14 protein-coding genes and 1 tRNA gene are annotated in these 16,808 nt (G+C 63.5%); 11 read left to right on the top strand and 4 right to left on the bottom strand.

Features of this window, described 5'->3' with window-relative positions:
* The first annotated feature begins 50 nt into the window (after nt 1-50).
* Entirely contained in the window at nt 51-803 is a 753-nt protein-coding gene (locus WFP39_RS05575; RefSeq protein WP_336918210.1) for a proteasome-type protease, read from the top strand.
* 240 nt (nt 804-1,043) lie between these two features.
* The gene (locus WFP39_RS05570) at nt 1,044-1,718 is read left to right on the top strand and encodes a response regulator transcription factor (RefSeq protein WP_336918209.1); all 675 of its coding nucleotides are present in this window, start codon (nt 1,044-1,046) and stop codon (nt 1,716-1,718) included.
* 2 nt (nt 1,719-1,720) lie between these two features.
* Here the strand turns inward: WFP39_RS05570 and WFP39_RS05565 are convergent, their stop codons facing one another.
* On the bottom strand, nt 1,721-2,425 hold the full coding sequence (locus tag WFP39_RS05565) for an extensin family protein (RefSeq protein ID WP_336918208.1): 705 nt from the start codon (nt 2,423-2,425) through the stop codon (nt 1,721-1,723).
* Nucleotides 2,426-2,652: 227 nt separating this feature from the next.
* Here WFP39_RS05565 and WFP39_RS05560 point away from each other — a divergent pair, with 227 nt between their 5' ends.
* From WFP39_RS05560 to WFP39_RS05550, 3 genes are all read left to right on the top strand, one after another.
* Nucleotides 2,653-3,813, top strand: coding sequence for a phosphoserine transaminase (locus WFP39_RS05560; protein ID WP_336918207.1), 1,161 nt, complete (start codon nt 2,653-2,655; stop codon nt 3,811-3,813).
* A gap of 100 nt (nt 3,814-3,913) precedes the next feature.
* A complete protein-coding gene (serA, locus tag WFP39_RS05555; RefSeq protein WP_336918205.1) occupies nt 3,914-5,500 on the top strand; it encodes a phosphoglycerate dehydrogenase in 1,587 nt (528 codons plus the stop codon).
* Nucleotides 5,501-5,565: 65 nt separating this feature from the next.
* Nucleotides 5,566-6,678, top strand: a complete 1,113-nt coding sequence (locus tag WFP39_RS05550) for an ATP phosphoribosyltransferase regulatory subunit (protein ID WP_377923530.1) — start codon at nt 5,566-5,568, stop codon at nt 6,676-6,678.
* Here the strand turns inward: WFP39_RS05550 and trhO are convergent.
* Together trhO and WFP39_RS05540 are read right to left on the bottom strand one after the other, a co-directional pair.
* The gene (gene trhO / locus WFP39_RS05545; protein ID WP_377923531.1) at nt 6,675-7,442 is read right to left on the bottom strand and encodes an oxygen-dependent tRNA uridine(34) hydroxylase TrhO; all 768 of its coding nucleotides are present in this window, start codon (nt 7,440-7,442) and stop codon (nt 6,675-6,677) included. The genes WFP39_RS05550 and trhO overlap by 4 nt on opposite strands.
* Nucleotides 7,443-7,472: 30 nt before the next feature.
* Nucleotides 7,473-8,354: an alpha/beta hydrolase gene (locus WFP39_RS05540; protein ID WP_377923532.1), complete on the bottom strand. Its 882-nt coding sequence runs from the start codon at nt 8,352-8,354 to the stop codon at nt 7,473-7,475.
* Nucleotides 8,355-8,486: 132 nt separating this feature from the next.
* Here WFP39_RS05540 and WFP39_RS05535 point away from each other — a divergent pair, with 132 nt between their 5' ends.
* From WFP39_RS05535 to WFP39_RS05520, 4 genes are all read left to right on the top strand, one after another.
* Nucleotides 8,487-9,776, top strand: a complete 1,290-nt coding sequence (locus tag WFP39_RS05535) for an adenylosuccinate synthase (protein ID WP_336918204.1) — start codon at nt 8,487-8,489, stop codon at nt 9,774-9,776.
* 107 nt (nt 9,777-9,883) lie between these two features.
* Entirely contained in the window at nt 9,884-10,621 is a 738-nt protein-coding gene (locus tag WFP39_RS05530) for a class I SAM-dependent methyltransferase (protein ID WP_336918203.1), read from the top strand.
* A 63-nt stretch (nt 10,622-10,684) separates the two neighbouring features.
* A complete protein-coding gene (locus WFP39_RS05525; RefSeq protein WP_336918202.1) occupies nt 10,685-11,695 on the top strand; it encodes a MarR family transcriptional regulator in 1,011 nt (336 codons plus the stop codon).
* Nucleotides 11,696-11,785: 90 nt separating this feature from the next.
* Nucleotides 11,786-11,861 (top strand) — tRNA-Val (locus WFP39_RS05520).
* A 158-nt stretch (nt 11,862-12,019) separates the two neighbouring features.
* On the opposite strand, the gene WFP39_RS05515 is transcribed toward WFP39_RS05520, so the two are convergent.
* Nucleotides 12,020-12,517 (bottom strand): MarR family winged helix-turn-helix transcriptional regulator, encoded by a 498-nt coding sequence (locus WFP39_RS05515; protein ID WP_336918200.1) that lies wholly within the window; start codon nt 12,515-12,517, stop codon nt 12,020-12,022.
* A 306-nt stretch (nt 12,518-12,823) separates the two neighbouring features.
* Here WFP39_RS05515 and WFP39_RS05510 point away from each other — a divergent pair, with 306 nt between their 5' ends.
* Together WFP39_RS05510 and WFP39_RS05505 are read left to right on the top strand one after the other, a co-directional pair.
* Nucleotides 12,824-16,021: a TonB-dependent receptor plug domain-containing protein gene (locus WFP39_RS05510; RefSeq protein ID WP_336918199.1), complete on the top strand. Its 3,198-nt coding sequence runs from the start codon at nt 12,824-12,826 to the stop codon at nt 16,019-16,021.
* Between the two features lie 102 nt (nt 16,022-16,123).
* Entirely contained in the window at nt 16,124-16,717 is a 594-nt protein-coding gene (locus WFP39_RS05505; RefSeq protein WP_336918197.1) for a hypothetical protein, read from the top strand.
* Nucleotides 16,718-16,808: the final 91 nt, after the last annotated feature.

Here is a 16,808-nt window from a genome sequence, read left to right as displayed (position 1 = left end):
CTATTCGCGACTGCAGGCAAAACAGGGCACAAAATGACGGGGCATTTGCGATGACCTATTGCGTGGGGATGGTGCTGGACAAGGGGCTGGTGCTGATGAGCGACACGCGCACCAATTCCGGCGTCGATAACATCTCGGTGTTCCGCAAGATGTACCGCTGGTCGGTGCCGGGGCAGCGGATCATCACGCTGATGACGGCGGGCAACCTTGCCACCACGCAGGCAGTGATCAGCAAGCTGGAGGAACGCAGCAAGGCGCCCGGAGAGCGGCAGAACTCGCTGCTCGAACTGCCGACCATGTTTCAGGTGGCGGTGGAAGTGGGCAAGCTGCTGCGCGAGACGGTGCAGCAAACGCAGGCCGAAAATGGCGGTGCGGCGGCGGGCAGCCGCTTTACCGCCAGCATCATCCTGGCCGGCCAGATCGCCGGCATGGAACCGCGCCTGTTCATGATCTATCCCGAAGGCAATTTCATCGAGGCCAGCTTCGACACGCCATTCTTCCAGATTGGAGAGACCAAATACGGTCGCCCGATCCTGATCCGCGGATATGACCGGAACATGAGTTTCGAGGACGCGGTGAAACTGCTTATGGTCAGCTTCGATTCCACGCTAAAGGCGAACCTCTCCGTGGGTATGCCGCTCGACCTCATGGTTATCGAGCGTGACACGTTCGAACCGCTGCACGAACGGCGGATCGAAAGCGATGACCGTTACTATGTGGCGATTTCCACAAGCTGGTCCAATGCCTTGCGCAATGCCTTTCATTCCTTGCCCGATTACACCTTCTACCAGCAGGCCGAGTGACGGCGCGAACCGATCAGCCGGCATCCTTGGCACAACTGGTCAACGGCATAAGGGGTTATACCTAGGTATTGGCTGCGTAAGTATTCCCAGCATCAGGGGCATTGCGGATTTCCACTCCGTTTTGGAGGGAAGTTGGCGATGTATTTACGACTTATGCGTGCCGAACGTGTGCCGAATTCGCTTGGAATCGGAGGCGATTCCCCATGCACTAACGATGTCTGCGGAGCAAAATTTGCTCCTATGGAACAGCGCCTCAAACTTCACATCGTCGGCGGCGACAGCCGCCTCAGGGCCGAAGCTTCGCGGCTTGCCTTCAGTCTGGGACATCATGTGGAGGTCTATTCGGATCTTGCCGAACTGATGGACCTTGCCCCGCGCGAGGGGGTTATCATTGCGTGCGAGAACCAGCTGGCCAGCGGGGTGGATCACCTGCTCGACCGGTTGGGCGAACGGGGAATATGGTTACCGGTGATTGCCGCCAGCCACGCGCCCGATGTGGACGAAGTGGTGCAGGCCATCCGCGCAGGCGCGCTTGATTATCTGCGCCTGCCGCTTACCGAGGGGGAGATCGCGCGCATGGCCGCCCAGATCGCCGCGGATGGCGGACGCCACGCCGAAAGTCGCCGCCGCATGATCGAGGCGCGCCAGCGTATCGCCCTGCTTAGCAGGCGCGAACGCGAGGTGCTCCAGTGGCTCAGTGCGGGATGTTCGAACAAGGCGATTGCCCGCGCGCTGGATATCAGCCCGCGCACGGTCGAGATCCACCGCGCCAACATGATGGAGAAATTGGGCGCAACCCATTCGGCGGAAGCTGTGCGGTTGCACATGGAAGCGGGCCTTAGCGATCGGCGCGTTCCGCCAGCGGACCCCGATCGAAGTGAGGGCCCAAGCCTTCGGATAGCCGCCAACGGGTGATGTCAGCGGCAGAAGGAACTGTCGGTCATCACGCCTTCGACGTGGAAATGGTCGCGGTGCGCGGCATTGTATTCCGGCCCCAACACCGTGGCGAAACGGCGGCACGCACTGCGCTGCACCGTGCGCAGGAATTCCTTTTCCGCCGCGCTGCCGCCATGCCAATGCTGCAACACCGAAATGCGGCGGCCGTCTTCCAGCACGAAGGCGGCAATGTCGATCGCGCCCGCCGTGGCATGGGCGCTGCGGCGGCTGCTTCCCGCGACATTGCGGCAGGCATAGCTGCCCATCGTTTCGATCCGCTGCAATCGCGAGCCGAGGATCTGCTGCGCGGCGCGGTCCACGCCATAGCGCGCCCAGGCGGCAAAGGCCGCGCCCACGCCGCATTGCACCGGCCCCATATTGCTGAGCGACAGGCGGGTGGCATCGCTGCGCAAGGCGGACAGCTGCACCGTGCCCACCGTGCTGCATCCCTCGCCCAGATAGGCATCGGCCACCGGCACAAACTGCGCGCCGGTATCGGTAAGCTGCGCGAGGCATTGCCGATCCTGCGGATGAGCTGCCACCGGGGCGGGAAGGCGTGTGGCCACAGCACCCGATGAAGCAGGGGCGGTGCTGCGGGCGCCGGTGCCTGCGCGATTCGCTTCGGGAACAACGGTGCAGGCCGACAGCAGACCCGATGCGATCAGAACGGAAATGATCCTCTTCATATCCGTGTTATTACCCTGTCGTGGTAAACTCTCCTGCAACAGTTACGGTTAACGCACGGCAACCTCTTGCCGGGCGGCAGGATGTTGCCGCCTGTTTCCAGTCATTTACCGCCAGTTTCGCCGCATATCCCAGCATTGCGGCTTGACTATGGCGGCGATCTGTCTAGTGCCGCCGGCGGGCCACGCGGTCCCAACGCCGCGCGTGCTCTCTGCAAGGAGAGAATACCATGACTGACCAACCTGCCCTCCGTCCGGAGCGTCCCTTCTTTTCGTCCGGCCCCACCGCCAAGCCGGTTACCTGGGCACCCGAAAAGCTCGATCTCAAAAGCCTCGGCCGTTCGCACCGCTCCTCCTACGCCAAGGGGCGGCTGAAATATGCCATCGACCTGACCAAGGAACTGCTCGGCATTCCTGACGATTATCTGGTCGGCATCATGCCGGGTTCGGATACGGGCGCGCTGGAATGCGCGATGTGGACGATGCTGGGTGCCCGCCCCGCCACGGTCGCCGCATGGGAAAGCTTCGGCAATGTCTGGATCCAGGACGCGGTCAAGCAGCTCAAGCTGCCGAACCTGCAGGTGCTCGAAGCCGGTTATGGCGAGATTCCGGACCTGACGCAGGTCCCGCAGGACAACGACGTTGTCTTTACCTTCAACGGCACCACATCCGGCGCGCGCATTCCCAACCTCGACTGGCTGGCGCCGGGCCGCGCAGGCCTTGCCATCAACGATGCCACCAGCGCCGTCTTCGCGATGGAGATGGATTGGGCCAAGCTCGATGCCACCACCTATTCGTGGCAGAAGGTGCTGGGCGGCGAAGCGCAGCACGGCATGCTGATCCTGTCGCCCAAGGCGGTGGAACGGATCAACAGCTACGATCCCGAATGGCCGCTGCCCAAGCTGTTCCGCATCAAGAAGAAGGGCAAGATCGACACCGCCATCTTCGAAGGCTCGACCATCAACACGCCCTCCATGCTGGCGACCGAGGACTATATCTTCGCGCTGGAATGGGTGAAGGAAATGGGCGGCCTGCCGGCGATGATCGCGCGCGCCAATGCCAATGCGCAGGCGGTGTGGGACTTCATCGAAAGCAAGGACTACCTTCGCAACATGGTGCCCGATCCCGCGCAGCGCACCAATACCGGCGTGTGCATGGTGTTCCAGGGCGAATGGTATGACAGCCTTTCCCCCGAAGATCAGGCCGCCGTGCCCAAGAAGATCGCGTCCAAGCTGGAAAAGATGGACATCGGGTATGATTTCAACGGCTACCGCGACGCCCCGCCGAGCTTGCGCATCTGGTGCGGCGGTTCGGTGGAACTGGAGGACATCCAGCGCCTGCTGCCGTGGATCGACTGGGCCTATCACGAGCTGAAGGCCGGCAATCTCTGACCCGTGTGAGCCCCCTGCGAAGGCAGGGGCCCTGCACCGTCTTTCCCCATTTCTGCCTGAGGTCTCGGCCTGCGCCGGGACTCGCACAGGAGTAATTCCCATGACCAAGCCCAAGGTTCTTATTTCCGACAAGATGGATCCCAACGCCGCGCGCATCTTTGCCGAGCGCGGCTGCGATGTGGATGTAAAGCCCGGCATGACCAAGGACGAGCTGATCGCCTGTATCGGCGAGTATGACGGCCTTGCCATCCGTTCGGCCACCAAGGTGACGGCCGATGTGCTCGATGCCGCCACCAAGCTGAAGGTGGTGGGCCGTGCCGGCATTGGCGTGGACAATGTGGACATCCCCCATGCCTCGTCCAAGGGCATCGTGGTGATGAACACGCCGTTCGGCAATTCGATCACCACTGCCGAACACGCCATTGCCCTGATCATGGCGCTGGCGCGCCAGATCCCGGCGGCCGACCGCCGCACGCAGGCCGGCGAATGGCCCAAGAACGATTTCATGGGCGTCGAAGTCACCGGCAAGACGCTGGGCCTGATTGGCGCGGGCAATATCGGCTCGATCGTCGCATCCCGCGCGCTGGGCCTGAAGATGAAGGTCATCGCCTATGACCCGTTCCTCACGCCCGAACGCGCGGTGGAACTGGGGGTGGAGAAGGTCGATCTGGGCGCGCTGGTCGAGCGGGCCGATTTCATCACGCTGCACACGCCCTTGACCGACGAGACGCGCAATATCCTGAGCCGCGACCGGCTGGAAAAGTGCAAGAAGGGCGTGCGCATCGTCAATTGCGCGCGCGGCGGCCTGGTCGACGAAGTGGCGCTGAAGGATCTGCTCGATTCAGGCCATATTGCGGGCGCGGCGCTGGACGTGTTCGAAGTGGAACCGCCCGCAAAGGATCATCCCCTGTTTGGCACGCCAAACTTCATCTGCACCCCGCATCTGGGCGCATCCACCACCGAAGCGCAGGTCAATGTGGCGCTGCAGGTGGCCGAACAGATGGCCGATTTCCTCGTCAATGGCGGCGTGACCAACGCGCTCAACATGCCTTCGCTGTCGGCTGAGGAAGCGCCCAAGCTCAAGCCCTATATGGCGCTTGCGGAAAAGCTGGGCAGCCTGGTGGGCCAGCTGGCGCATGGCGACCTGCCCAAGATCAGCATCGAGACCGAAGGCGCCGCCGCCCAGCTCAACCAGAAGCCCATTGTGGGCGCAGTGCTGGCGGGCCTGATGCGCCGCTATTCGCAGAGCGTGAACATGGTCAACGCCCCCTTCCTGGCGCGCGAACGCGGCATGGAAGTGCGCGAAATCCGCAACGAGCGTGAAGGCATCTACCACACGCTGGTGCGCGTGACGGTGGAAACCAGCCAGGGCAGCCGCTCGGTCGCAGGCACGCTGTTCTCCAACGGCGCGCCGCGTCTGGTGGAAATGTTCGGCATTTCGATCGAGGCCGACCTTGAAGGCGACATGCTCTATATCTCGAACACCGATATGCCGGGCTTCATCGGTTCGGTGGGTGCGATTCTGGGCGAAGCCAATATCAACATCGGCACCTTCCACCTCGGCCGGCGCGAAGCCGGTGGCGAGGCGATCCTGCTGCTTTCGGTCGATAGCCCGGTTTCGGCCGATCTGATCGACAAGATCTGCAAGGTGCGCAATGTGAAGCGGGTGCAGCCGCTCAAGTTCTGACCCATGCGGCCCGGCGGATGCGCGCAAGCCTTCCGCCGGGCCGGTATTTCGCTATAGGGGCTGGCATGATGGATCCGACGACCGACCTCCTGCCCGAAGGCCTCGAAGACCGCCTGCCGCAAAGCGCCGCGGCTGCTGCCCGCATTGAGCGCGAGGCGATGGCGGTGATGCGCGCCCACGGGTTTGACCGGGTGCGCCCGCCGCTGATCGAATTTGAAAAAAGCATGGCCGCGCGCATGGACGGGCTGATGACGCGGGCGATGTTCCGCTTTGTCGATCCCAAGTCCTTGCGCACGCTGGCACTGCGCAGCGACATGACCGCGCAGGTGGGGCGCATTGCCGCTACCGGGCTGGGCGGTGCGGCGCGGCCCTTGCGGCTGTGCTATGCGGGCCAAGTGGTCAAGATCGCGGGCGACCAGCTGGAACCGCGCCGCGAGAACCTGCAGATTGGCGCGGAACTGATCGGCAATGACAGCGCCGCGGCAGCGGGCGAGATGGTCGAACTGGCGATCACCGCGCTGGAAGCGGCGGGCGCCACGGGCATTTCGGTCGATTTCACGCTGCCTGACCTCGTCGATACGCTGGCGGCAGAAGCCTTCCCGCTCGCCCCCGAACAGCGTGAGGCGGTGCGGCGCGAGCTCGATGCAAAAGATGCAGGCGGGCTAAAGGAGGCGGGCGGCGCGGCCTATCTGCCGCTGCTCTTTGCCACCGGCCCCTTTGCCGAGGCGGCGGCCAAGCTTGAGGCCATCGACGCGGCAGGCGTGCTCGATAGTCGTATCGATGCCCTGCGCCAGATTGCGGCGCGGGTGGAAGGACGCGCCCGCCTGACGCTGGATCCCAGCGAGCGGCACGGCTTTGAATACCAGACGTGGTTCGGCTTCACCCTGTATGCGCAGGGGGTGCGCGGCGCGCTGGGGCGCGGGGGCACCTACCGCATCGGAGGCACGGACGAGGCGGCAACGGGTTTCTCGCTTTATCCCGAAGAGCTGATCGAGGCGGTCAAGGCGCAAGAGGCGCTGGGCGACAAGCTGTTCCTGCCGCTGGGGCATGACCGGGTGGTCGCCGCGTCCCTGCGCGCGCAGGGGTGGCGCACGGTGGAGGCGCTATCGGATGCAGATGACGCCGTGGCACTGGGGTGCACCCATGTGCTCGATGGCGGAGCGCCGCACGCGCTCTAATCCTGTTTCACGGTTCCGTCGGGGTTTCGCTCCAGCCCGCCGGGCACGAGGCCATGGCCCACGCTGACGCGTTCGTCGAACACGAAGCACTGGCCGCGCCACAGGCTTTCTTCCTCCGGAATATCCTCCAGATATTTGAGGATGCCGCCCTTCAGGTGGAACACATCCTCCACCCCTTCGGCTTTCAGGAAAGCGGTGCTTTTTTCGCAGCGTATGCCGCCGGTGCAATACATCGCGATCTTGGGGGCGGGGCCGAACTTTTCCCGGTTTTCGCGGAACCACGCGGGGAAATCGCGGAAGGTGGGCGTCTGGGGGTCTAACGCACCCTCAAAGGAACCTATCGCAACTTCGTAATCGTTGCGGGTATCGATCACCACCACATCGGGATCGGAAATCAGCGCGTTCCAGTCTGCCGGATCGACATAGGTGCCCACGATCTGCGTCGGGTCGGTTCCGGGCACGCCCATTGTCACGATCTCGCGCTTTACCTTCACCTTCATCCGGCCAAAAGGCATGGCGTTGCAGCGGGAGAACTTCACCTCGATATCGGCGCAGCCGGGCAGGGCGCGGATATGCGCCAGCACCTGCGCAATCGCGTTGTCGCTGCCCGCGATGGTTCCGTTGATCCCTTCGCCTGCCAGCAGCAGCGTGCCTTTCAGCCCCACCTCCTCGCATAGGGCCAGCAACGGGGGGCGCAGAGCTGCGGGATCGTCAAACCGGGCAAAGCGGTAGAGCGCGGCAACGAGGATGGGCGGGGTATCCATGCGGGTGCCCCTAGCAGCAGCGGGCAGCGGTTATCGAGCGAAAATCCGCATCAGGAAAGCATCGACCACCGGGGTTGCGGGATAATCAGGCTCGCCCAACTGCTGGTTGATCTGGCGGTGGCCGCGCAGGCCGCGCCCGGCAAAGCCCTGCACGCTGGCAGGCGTTCCTGCCCGGCGCAGCGCGGCGGCGAGTTCCTCGCTTTGCCGCCGTGCATCGTCGCGCTGGACATGCAGGATGAGGAATTCGGGCGCGTTGGGCGCGGCGGCGTGCAGCGTGGGGGACAAGGCCCGCTGTCGCGCCGGATCGGTGCCGAAGGCCTGCCGGTAGGTATCGCCCATCAGGCGTTCATTCTCGCCCATCTGGTCGGGCACATTATACCCCGCCCCGTCGAGCGGCACGATGCCTGCCACATCGTGCATCGCCAGGCCCGCGGTGCGGAAATATTGCGGATCGGTGCCCACCAGCGCCACCAGATGCGCGCCCGCGCTGTGGCCGACCAGGGCGATGCGCCGCGTATCGAAGCCCAGTCCGCCGCCATGCGTCTTGAGGTAGGCGATGGCGCTGGCCACATCGGCGGCCTGCTGTTCCACCGTGGCATCGGGCACCAACCGGTAATTGAGCGAGGCAACGGCATAGCCTGCCGCCTGCCAGTGGCGCAGCTTGGCCGAACCGTGCATCATGCGCTTGTCGCCGCGCTTCCACCCGCCGCCATGCACGAATACCACCAGCGGCGCATCGCGGCGTGCGCCGGGCCAGTAATCGAGCTGCTGCAAGCGGTCGCTGCCATAGGCGAGCGTCTGCATCCCGGCTTCGGCGCGGCGGCTTTGCGCGGCGCTGGCGATGGGGATGGCGGTGACGGCCAAGGTCGCAGACGCGGTGGCCAAGGCGATGGCAAATGTAATGCGGCGCATGGTATCCCTCCAGCAGTGTCCCGCCGCGTTCATGCGCCGCGAAATCTTGCCACGCGCTGAATTGCCGCAAACCTTGCCCTTATGCGCCGCTTTGCCTAGGGCCGCGCGGCAACTGCCGGGAAAGAATCAGCTATGGCCAATGTCACCGTAATCGGCGCCCAATGGGGCGATGAAGGCAAAGGCAAGATTGTCGATTGGCTCGCCGCACGTGCCGATGTGGTGGTTCGCTTTCAGGGCGGGCACAATGCAGGCCACACGCTGGTGGTGGGCGACACTACATATAAGCTGTCGCTGCTGCCCAGCGGCATCGTCACTGGCACGCTATCTCTGATCGGCAATGGCGTGGTGCTCGATCCCTGGGCCTTGAAGGCCGAGATCGAGCGGCTGGAAGGGCAGGGCGTTGCCATCACGCCCGCCAATTTCGGCATTGCCGACAATTGCCCGCTGATCCTGCCGGTCCACCGCGAGCTGGATACCTTGCGCGAGGCGGCGGCGGGCAAGGGCAAGATCGGCACCACCGGGCGCGGCATCGGCCCCGCTTACGAAGACAAGGTCGGCCGCCGTGCGATCCGCGTGTGCGATCTGGCGCATTTGGATGATCTGGAACCGCAGCTTGACCGCCTCTGCGCGCACCACGATGCCTTGCGCGCCGGATTTGGTGAACCGCCGGTGGACCGCGCGGCCTTGCTGGCGCAGTTGCGCGACATTGCGCCTTTCGTGCTGCAATATGCCCAGCCTGTCTGGCGCCGCCTGAACGAGGCGAAGAAGGCAGGCAAGCGAATCCTGTTCGAAGGCGCGCAGGGCGTGCTGCTCGATGTCGATCACGGCACCTATCCCTTCGTCACCTCCTCCAACACTGTATCGGGCACGGTTGCCAGCGGCAGCGGCATGGGGCCGGGCGCGGCGGGCTTCGTGCTGGGCATTGTCAAGGCCTACACCACGCGCGTGGGCAGCGGCCCCTTCCCCAGCGAGCTGGAGGACGAGGTAGGCGAGACATTGGGCCGCCGCGGCCACGAATTCGGCACTGTCACCGCGCGCAAGCGGCGCTGCGGCTGGTTCGACGCGGTGCTGGTGCGGCAGACCTGCGCGCTGTCGGGCGTGACGGGTATCGCGCTCACCAAGATCGACGTGCTCGACGGGTTCGAGACGATCAAGATCTGCACCGGTTACCGCCTGCGCGGCGAGATCATCGATTACCTGCCTGCCAACGCGCAGGATCAGGCCGCGTGCGAGCCGGTTTACGAGGAAATGCCCGGCTGGGAAGGCACCACGGTTGGCGCGCGTTCATGGGCCGATCTGCCTGCGCAGGCGATCAAATATATCCGCCGGATCGAGGAATTGATCGAATGCCCGGTGGCCTCGGTCTCCACCAGTCCGGAACGGGAAGACACGATTCTGGTGCGCGATCCTTTCGCGGATTGATTTCTGCCTTCATTTGGCCGCAATTACCAGCCGTTCTGGCCCGTTTGACGAGGGCAGAGCGGCTCGGCCGATTTACTCGCAAGAGCGCGCAGATATCTCTCCACGCCATGACATCGCGCGAACGCACCGGGCTGCTTCCTTTGCCCGGCACCAGCCAGAAACAACCGCTTTCGGAGCGGGCCCTGGTTTGGGCGTGGGGTGCGATACAATGGCCGTGGCTGGCGCGCAGCCTGTGGGGCGGGCGCAAGGCGGAAAAGCGGCTGCTTCTCGACCGGCTGGGCCTGGCGCATGACGCACTGCCAAATCTGGGAAGCTGGAAGGCCGACACAACCTTCCTTCTCCGGCTGATCGACATCATTGAGGCGTCCCGCCCGCGCGTGGTGGTGGAACTCGGCTGCGGCGCCACATCGCTGGTAATCGGGCGGGCGTTGCAACTGCACGGCGGGGGGCAGTTGATCGGTTTCGACCAGCACGCCGCCTTTGTCGAAGCAACCGCGCAATGGCTGGCCGGACACGGAGTGGAAGCGCAATTGTGGCCCGCGCCCATCGTGCCGCAGGACAGCGTGTGGGCGTCGCGCTGGTATCAGTTGCCGGTGGTGCCGGATGCGATTGATCTTCTTGTCATCGATGGGCCACCCTGGGTGATAAACCCCTTCGTGCGCGGTCATGCCGAGGTGCTGTTCGATCGCATCGCACCGGGCGGTCTGGTGCTGCTCGACGATGCAGCGCGTCCGGGTGAGCGGGTGGTTGCCACGCGCTGGAAGAAACGTTGGCCCGATTTCCGCTTCACCTATCTTGGTGGCGGCAAGGGCACTTTGGTGGGTCAACGGGGCATCTATTCTTGACACGATCTGCATTTGTTCTCATCCTGTTCACGCTTGGGGGAGCGCGAATCAGGAGCAGGTTCAATGGGGCAGGCCAATTTCGTTTACGACACGCTGGCCGATGCGGCGGGGATTGCGCCCTGCGTCTCGATCTTTGCCGACTGCGCGGTGCGCCGGGCCGAACTGCGTGACGATGCGCAAGGCGCGGGCTTTGCGCTGCGCGAGGTGGGGGCTGTGGCTGATTTGAGCGAAGGCAGCGCGCGCCCGTTGGGCGATGCGGTGGTGATCGATTGTCCGCTGCCCGATGGCGCGGCCCTCGCGGCCCTGTCGCGCATCGATAGCCGTGCGGCGCGGGCGGGCACGCATCTGGTTGTTTCAACCAGCCTGGACGGGCTGGAGGATGTCTTTGCCTGCCTGTGGCAATCCTCGCCCGAAATCCTCGTCAATCCGCGCCGGGCGGATCGGATCATCGTCCTGGGTCGCTTACTGGCGCAGGGCACCTCCGCGCGGATGCGTGAATTGTCCGAAACCGATAGGATGGCGCTCCTCCGCCTGACCGAGCAGGTCAACCAGATCGCGCTGCAATTGGAGCGGCTGGGCGAGTATGAGGCCGAAGGCGGCACCTTGCGCAGCCCCGGCCAGACGTTTCGCTTTGGCGATGCGGCACAGGATGCGCGCCTGGTACCCGGAGCCTCGGCTGCGCGAACGCCGGGTTCGGGTGGGCAGGGTCGTGCGATCCGTCCCCCTCTGCCCAATCCGCGGCTGGTGCGCCGGCTGATCCAGATGCGACGGCTGCGCGGGCGGTTCCTTGATGGCGCGCTGTTTGCCGATCCGGCGTGGGATATGCTGCTCGATCTGACAGCGGCGCGGGTTGAGCATGTTCGCGTCTCGGTAACATCGCTGTGTATCGCGGCGGGTGTTCCGCCCACCACGGCGCTGCGCTGGATCAGCCAGATGACCGATGCGGGACTGTTCCAGCGTGTGGAGGACGATACCGATCGCCGCCGCGCTTTCATCCAGCTGAGCGACAAGGCGGCCGATGCAATGGCCCGCTATTTCGACGAGGTGGCAAGGATCATGGCGGCGCGCGACTGATCGATCGGGCCGCGCGCGGTATGTGCCGGTCTTTGGGGCTTTTCAGTGTGTGGTGGTTGGGCTATGGGCGGCGCTCTTGCGGCAACGCAGGGGCGATTAGCTCAGTTGGTAGAGCATCTCGTTTACACCGAGAGGGTCGGCAGTTCGAGCCTGTCATCGCCCACCACACATCCCTATATCGGCGCAACGAATTGTTTGCAGACGGGGGCCACCATTCCCCGGCGGTTTGGGCCATGGGGTCATGTTGGCGAAACAGAGCTTAATCTGCCTCCAGCACCAGCTGGCCGCTATTGGAAAATCCGTCCGATAACGCAGCTGTACCGCTCAGCCCGGTTCACCGATGGCTTCGAACAGCTTCCCCAGAAGTCGCACGGTTTGCGCAAGTTCCTCGTCTGACAGGTGCTGCAGGACGGCGGCGCGTTCGCTGTCCTTTACCGGCTGGATCGTCCGCACCATTGCTTCGCCCGCATCGGTCAGGCTGATCAGTTTCGACCTGCCATCTGCGGGGTTGTCTTGCCGCTGCAAAAGACCTTCGCGCACCATCTCGTCCACCAGCTTCACCATCGAAGGCCATTTGAGATAGGCGCGGCGAGCCACATCGGTCAGCGTGGCAGGTTGCGGTGCGAAGGCGAGGGCGAACAAGATTTGCCAACGTACACGACTCTGCCCGGTCTTGCGGACAAGCAGCTTGTCGATGCGGCTGACATAGGCCCGTCCCGCCAGCACAAGCAGGCGCGTTGTCCGGAACTCCAAATCGCTTCGCGATCCTTCCGGATAAAAGCGGTTGTACAGGCTGTTCCACTCGTCGAAATCGTCTTTCATCTCGCGTTCCTGCAGCCTTACCTGTTTGGGATGCCTGGTATTTCCTAGGCGGGTTCCTGTTGGTCTAGCCCCTTCGGCCGGACAAAGAAATTTCCCGCTTGAACAATCTACCTACTGCAATAGATATTGGAAGTCCCTCACGGGATGAAACTCGACATATGCGTCCTGATGGCTCGGCCTTCGGGTGAAAACAAAAATTGGTGCGAGGAAAATCGCACATGGTCTGGGTCTGCATCTCCCCCGGATGCTGTCCCAAGTCCGTCAAAAAGGGAGAGATTGATGTTGAGGAATCGAGCGATATTGCGCTTGGCTTACGCCTGCAGCACCGGCTTGCTGGGCCTTGTAGCAGCGAGCCCGGCGATTGCGCAGCAAGCATCTGCCGAAGCAGCGGTAACGAGCGAAGATATGATCATCGTGACCGGTTCGCGCATTGTGGGCCGAGATTACGAGGCGAACAGCCCGATTGTGACGGTGGGCGATGACCTTCTGCGCAACACTGGCAGCGCATCCTTGGAAACCAGCCTTAACCGCTTGCCGGCTTTCACGCCTGCCCAAAACCCCCAATTGGGTGGTGATACGCAGGCAACCGCAACCAACACGCCGGGTGCTGCCACGGTTTCGCTGCGCAGCCTGGGCACCAACCGCAACCTTGTTCTGGTCGATGGCCGCCGCGCCACGCCGGCCAACGCTTTGGGGGTGGTGGACATCAACACCATACCGGCCGCCGCGATCGAGCGGGTTGAAATCATCACCGGCGGCGCTTCGGCAACTTACGGTGCCGACGCCGTTGGCGGGGTGGTGAACTTCATTCTCAAGCGCAATTTTGAAGGTTTTGCCTTTGACGCGCAGGGCGGCATCAGCGAGCGCGGCGACGGCGCTCAATATGCCGTCAACGGCCTGATCGGTGCCAATTTCGCGGACGGCAGCGGCAATGTCACGCTGGGCGTTTCCAAGAGCGTTCGCCGCGCTGCCCGTCAGGACGAGCGTCCGTGGTATCGCGATGCCTGGCGCGATCCGCGCTTTGCGGGCACGCAAATCTTCTCTGACTTTTCCGGTTTCCAGCCGAGCGGCGGGATTAATCCCACGCAGGCATCCTACGACGCGCTGTTTGGCCCCGGCGTTGTGGCGGCGGGTTCGCGGCTTTATTTCAATCCTGATGGCACGGCCTTTACCGGCTTCTTCAACAGCCCGCTTGGCGGATCGTTCCGCTTCAATCAGGATGTGACCAACGGCCGGCACAAGCGGACGCAGGATGGTGGACTGGCGCAGAATTTCCAGGACGCGCAGGCGCAGCTGCCGCTCAGCCGTTACAATGTCTATGGCCGCGCCAGCTATGACATCAATGACTGGATCGGCGTGTTCACCCAGGCAACCTTTACCCGCAGCAATGCGCGTACGGTGAACGAGCCTTCGCCCACAGTGAACGGCTGGTCGGGCTTTGCGCGCGGCGATGCGCCGGTTCCGGCAGAACTGCGCGCCGTGCTCGACAGCCGCATAATTCCGACCAATGTTTCGCAGGCGACGCTGGACCGGCTGAATTGCGGCGACGTCGATCCGGCGACGTTTGGTCAGGTCGGGTCGGGTGCGAGTTGCGACTGGCAGCTGACCTATCTGCTCGATTTCGCCAACCGCATTTCCACGACCGATGTGAAAACCTACAATTTGGTCGCGGGCCTTGAAGGGGAGATCCCCGGCACGGATTGGACCTGGGAACTCTACACCTCCAAGGGCGAATCTGACGTCAATACCCTGTTGACCGGCGTTGCGTCGCTGTCGCGCTTCCGCGAAGTGATCAATGCGCCCAATTGGGGTGCAGGCTTCCGCGCTCAGGGTAACCAGGGCAGCGGCTTTGGCGGCTTTGGCGCATCGGTGGCAACCTGCACCAGCGGGTTCAACCCGTTCGATTACAATCAGGTGGTCTCGCAGGATTGTATCGAAGCTATCTCCGCCGATCTGAAGACCCGTTCGATCATGGAGCAGTCGGTCTATGAATTGAACATGCAGGGCGGATTGCTCGAACTGCCGGCGGGCCAGCTGCGCGCGGCGATCGGCGCAACGCACCGGGTGAACGATTATGTCTACACGAATGACACGCTGTCCACCCAGGGCCGGTCGTTCCAGGATCAGGCGGTTGGCCTGTATCCCAGCGGCAATTCCGCCGGCACCATCAAGGTCAGCGAAGTTTACGGCGAATTGCTGATCCCGGTGTTGTCGGAAATGCCGCTGATCGAGATGTTCGAACTGAACCTCGGCGCACGCTATTCCGATTACAACACCACCGGAGGCAATTTCACGTGGAAGGCCATGGCCGATTGGGAAGTGACCGACTGGCTGCGTCTGCGGGGCGGCTACAACAAGGCGGTTCGCGCGCCCAATATCGCCGAATTGTTCCTTGCTCCGCAGCAGACCTTTACCGCTGCCGGCGGCGGTGACGTTTGCCGCACGCCCAACACGCTGGGATGGTCGGTCAATCCGGCGACCAACCCCAATGCGGCCAATGTGCTGGCCACATGCCGCATCCTGATGAACCAGCAAGTGGCCGAGACCGCGGATGTTTTCTATTCGAGCCCGGTTTTCCACCTTGCTACCGGCCCGGCCTTTGCCTTCCCGATCCTGGTGGGCAACCCCAATGTGCGCCCGGAATCGGCCAAGACCTGGACGGTGGGTGCAGTGGTCGATTCGCCGTTTACCAGCGAGGCGCTGAGCCGCCTGCGGCTGACGGTGGACTATTACAACATCCGCGTGGATGATGCGATCGGCCCGCTCACTCTGGATACGGCCCAGCGTCTCTGCTTTGATCCCACCTTCAACCCGGCAATCGCCACCAATCCGGTGGCGGCAGCGGCAACGCCGCAGTGCCAGGCGATCGATCGTGTGGCGGGAACCGGGGCATTGGGCGCGGTTCAGGTGACCTACCTCAACAATGGCCGTTTCCGCACGCAGGGCATCGATCTGCAACTCGATTGGTCGGCACCTGTCGGCCCCGGTGAGCTGAGCCTCAACTCGGTCTTCAACTATCTGATCACCTTCAAGTCTGCGCCGCTGCCGCCTGAGGCGGGTGCTGCGGGGCAGCTGGTGGAATATGCCGGAACGCTGGGCCCATCGGGCAATGCCGGCGTGGCGGAAAACGGGCTCAACCCCGGTGCCTTCCGCTGGAAGCTGTTCAGCACGCTTGGCTATTCGGTTGGCCCGGCGGAGGTTTCGCTCCAGTGGCAGCATTTGCCTTCGGCCAAGTCGATCAGCTTCCCGTCCACCCCCAATACGCCTTTCGTCGGGTCGCCTGCCTACAACCTGTTCAATCTGAACAGTTCGTTCCGCGTGAACGATATGGTGACGATCCGGGCAGGCGTCGAGAACCTGTTCGACAAGGCGCCGCCGCTGTCGGACTATAACGCGGTCACTACGACAGGCCTTGCCACGAATATCGGGACCTCGCCGATCAACGCCTATTTCTTTGATGTGATCGGCCGGCGCTACTTTGTCGGGGCCAGCGTAAGGTTCTGATAGTGTCGCTGGCCAGGTGATGGTCGTTTGGGGAAACATGGCACGGCCTGCGGTATAATTGCCGCAGGCCGTGCTCCCATTGGAGATGAGAGGATGGGAAGGATGATCGAGGCAGGAGACGTTTCAGTACCGGTTCGGGTCGGCCACCCCGCTGTTGTGCTGATGATCGCGCTTGTCCTCCCGGTGACAGCGGCTGCGCAGGAGACGGATCTGTCCCGCTGTCTTGCCATCGGCAATATCGAGGAACGCGTCCGTTGTTATGACCTCATTGCCGAGGCGCAGGTGCAAAGGGCGATGACCAACTCCGCAGGCGAGACCTCCGCCGCATCCATCCCGCCGGTGTCCAGCCCCGCGCCGGTTGCTCCTACAGCCACAGCCAGCGCGGCTGCGGCTTCCGCCCCCGCCGTGGCCACTCCGACATTCGGGCTAAGCGCCGCGCAGCGGGAGGCCCGGCGTGATCCCGCCGCGCGTGAGGCGGACCAGCTTGCCGCGAATGTGGTGAGTGCGCGATCGGTGGGGCCGGGATATTGGCGGTTTGAACTGTCTGACGGAACGGTATGGCAGCTCACGGAAACGCGCCGCAGCTTCCGCGCGCCGCGCCCCGGTGACAGCATTGTCATTCGCCGCGGGGCACTGGGCGCCTTTTATCTTGATGCCGACCGGCAACCCGTCATCGGGATCCGGCGCGTGGACTGACGGAAGGGGGGCGGCGAAATACGCAGTTTGCGGCATTAGAGGTAAGTCCGCCTGCGCATAGCCTTCATGTGCTGTCCCATCCATGTTGCGA

The organism is Alteraurantiacibacter lauratis, from assembly GCF_037154155.1.
Lineage (GTDB): Bacteria > Pseudomonadota > Alphaproteobacteria > Sphingomonadales > Sphingomonadaceae > Alteraurantiacibacter > Alteraurantiacibacter lauratis.
Note: the sequence above shows the minus strand (reverse complement) of the source record. Positions and strands in the feature narration are given on the sequence as shown.